This window comes from Bradyrhizobium sp. STM 3809, from assembly GCF_000239795.1.
Lineage (GTDB): Bacteria > Pseudomonadota > Alphaproteobacteria > Rhizobiales > Xanthobacteraceae > Bradyrhizobium.
In genome coordinates this window covers 1-2,286 of record NZ_CAFJ01000785.1, presented here as the reverse complement: position 1 = coordinate 2,286, position 2,286 = coordinate 1, and the positions used below count along the sequence as shown (strand labels likewise).

Here is a 2,286-nt window from a genome sequence, read left to right as displayed (position 1 = left end):
GCGCCCTCGTCTTGTCGAGGGTGTCCATCCGGACAAGACTCGGGCGCGCCATGCGCCGCGGGACTGCGAGCGCTTGGGCGCTTCGGCGATCCGCCCCGCGCCCCCCCCTGGGCGGCTGCGCCGTTCACGCGAGCAAGCCATGCCAAAAAATGGGCGTGTCGGCGCGCCGCGCATCACCTAGGCTCCATGACTTGATGACACGGGATCACGCGCATGATGGCAGGCGGCGACGACAAGATCTTCGAGGCGGGCGATGTGATCCTGCAATCCGGATCGACCTTCCCCTCGCTGCGGCTCGCCTACAAGACCTATGGCACCCTCAATGCGGCCAGGGACAATGTCATCCTGTATCCGACGTCGTTCGGCGCCCAGCACCACGACACCGAATGGTTGATCGGCCCCGGCGGCATTCTCGACTCGGACAGATACTTCGTCATCATCCCGAACCTGTTCGGCAACGGCCTGTCGTCCTCGCCGTCGAACACGCCGCTCGGCGATGCGCCGTTTCCCGCAATCACCTATCACGATGCGGTGGCGGTGCAGCGGCGGCTGCTGGTGGAGCAGTTCGGCATCGCCAAGCTCGCGCTGGTCTATGGCTGGTCGATGGGCGGCATGCAGGCCTATCACTGGGCCGCTCTCCATCCGGACATGGTCGAGCGCGCGGCGGTGGTCTGCGGCAGCGCGCGCTGCTCGCCGTATAATCATCTGTTCCTCGATGCCGTGAAGGCGGCGCTGATGGCCGATCCGGCCTGGCGGAACGGCCGCTTCGTCGACAAGCCCGTGGCCGGCCTGCGCGCGATGGGCCGCATCTATGCCGGCTGGGCGATGTCCTACGAATTCTACCGCGACGAGGTCTGGCGCGAGCAGGGCTTCGCTTCGCAGGAGGATTATCTCGCCGCGACCTGGGACACCGCCTTCGCGCATCGCGACGCCAACAATCTGCTGACGCAGATCGCGATCTGGCAGGGCGGTGACATCAGTGCCTGCGCGGCTTTCGGCGGCGATCTCGACCGGGCGCTGTCGGCCATCACCGCGCGCATGCTGCTGATGCCGGGACAGACCGACCGCTATTTCGACTGGCGCGACAACGAGCGCGAACTGCCGAAGCTGGTCAACGCCCGCTCGGCGGAACTGCGGCCGATCCCGTCGGTCCATGGCCACCGCGCCGGCAATCCCGTCAAGATTCCGGCCGATCGTGAATTCATCAGGGCCCACGTCAGGGCGCTGCTCGAGAGCTGATCCCGGAAGTTCGACATGACCGATGCCGCCGCCGAGTTCGCACCCCGCCCGAAATTGCTGACGCCCGTGGTGCTGCAGGAGCTGTCCCGGCGCTCCGATCTCTGTGGTGCGCGCCGCGCGCTCGGCCATTACGGCGCGATCCTCGGCAATGGCGTCCTGATCTGGCTGGTCGCCTCGACCCACGGCGTCGGATGGGCGCTGCCGCTGATGCTGCTGCAGGGCGTGCTGGTCGCGTTCCTGTTCATGGCGATGCACGAGACCGCGCACAAGACCGCGTTCGCGAGCCCCGCGCTCAACATCGTCGTCGGCTATGTGTCCGGCTTCCTGATCGCGTGGCCTTACGAGTATTACTGCCTGTTCCATTGGGAGCATCACCGTCACACCCAGGATCCCGCGCGCGATCCGGAGCTGATCGTCGGTCCGCGACCGCGGACGGAAACGCAGCTCGCGATCGCCTATACCGGGCTGCTGCAGCTGATCGGCCGGCTGCGGCTGCTCGTCAGGCACGCGGTCACGGGAACGGTCACCTTCTCCTGGGTGCCGGCCCGCCGCCGCGCCACCGTGGTGCGCGAGGCGCGGCTCTATCTTGCCGGCTATGCGCTCGCGCTGTTCGCCTCGCTGATGCTGCACAGCGCGCTGCTGCTGTGGGTCTGGGTGCTGCCGCTGATGCTCGGGCAGCTCGTGCTGCGGCCCTATCTCTATGCCGAGCACACCGGCTGCGATCACACAAGGAGCGCCTTCGAGAACACCCGCACCACCTTCACGACACGGCTGGTGCATTGGCTGGCGTGGAACATGCCCTACCACGCCGAGCACCACGCCTATCCCGCGGTGCCGTTCCACGCGCTGCCGAAGCTGCACGCGATCGTGGATGGCGAGATCAAGTATCGCGGGGAGGGGTATGTCGCGGTGACGCGGCAGACCTGGGCGTGGTTTCGCGCGCATTTTGACGGAACGAAACCCTGAAGCAAATGAGCTCGCGCTCAAGTCATCGCCACACAGACGGTGCACCCTCTCCCCCAATGTCAAGAAATAGCTTCGCCAGGG

2 protein-coding genes are annotated in these 2,286 nt (G+C 66.5%); both read left to right on the top strand.

The genetic code is table 11. The features are described 5' to 3' along the window. The first annotated feature begins 213 nt into the window (after window positions 1-213). On the top strand, window positions 214-1,239 hold the full coding sequence (locus tag BRAS3809_RS33230) for an alpha/beta fold hydrolase (protein ID WP_008966399.1): 1,026 nt from the start codon (window positions 214-216) through the stop codon (window positions 1,237-1,239). 15 nt (window positions 1,240-1,254) lie between these two features. After that, the gene (locus BRAS3809_RS33225; RefSeq protein ID WP_008966398.1) at window positions 1,255-2,205 is read left to right on the top strand and encodes a fatty acid desaturase; all 951 of its coding nucleotides are present in this window, start codon (window positions 1,255-1,257) and stop codon (window positions 2,203-2,205) included. Window positions 2,206-2,286: the final 81 nt, after the last annotated feature.